The organism is Pelorhabdus rhamnosifermentans (assembly GCF_018835585.1).
In the GTDB taxonomy this organism is placed as follows: Bacteria; Bacillota; Negativicutes; order UMGS1260; family UMGS1260; genus Pelorhabdus; species Pelorhabdus rhamnosifermentans.
Genome location: NZ_JAHGVE010000180.1, coordinates 1 through 240, shown reverse-complemented (window position 1 = coordinate 240; position 240 = coordinate 1). Strand labels below are relative to the sequence as shown.

1 protein-coding gene is annotated in these 240 nt (G+C 42.5%); it reads right to left on the bottom strand.

Features of this window, described 5'->3' with window-relative positions; all coding sequences use genetic code 11:
- Positions 1–240 (bottom strand): hypothetical protein (locus tag Ga0466249_RS26270; RefSeq protein WP_215832431.1); only part of this gene is annotated, 240 nt, incomplete at both ends.

Below are 240 nucleotides of genomic sequence, written 5' to 3'. Positions count from 1 at the left end.
CCGCCATCGGTAATTGGAACGATATTAGGAATTTCTGCAATCGATTCAGGCCCCGCTCCGTTTTCGAACAGGCTCCATATCGAGGAATCTTCCGATCCAATGTTCCATACGCCGATGGAATGTACGTTATTGGATTTGGCAATCATCATTTGATTATAAAAGGTTGCGGCATCCAAAAAGCCGATAAGATGTTCGTCATTACCTTCTTTATAACGAACGTAGGGGGTAAAATTTTTTTCG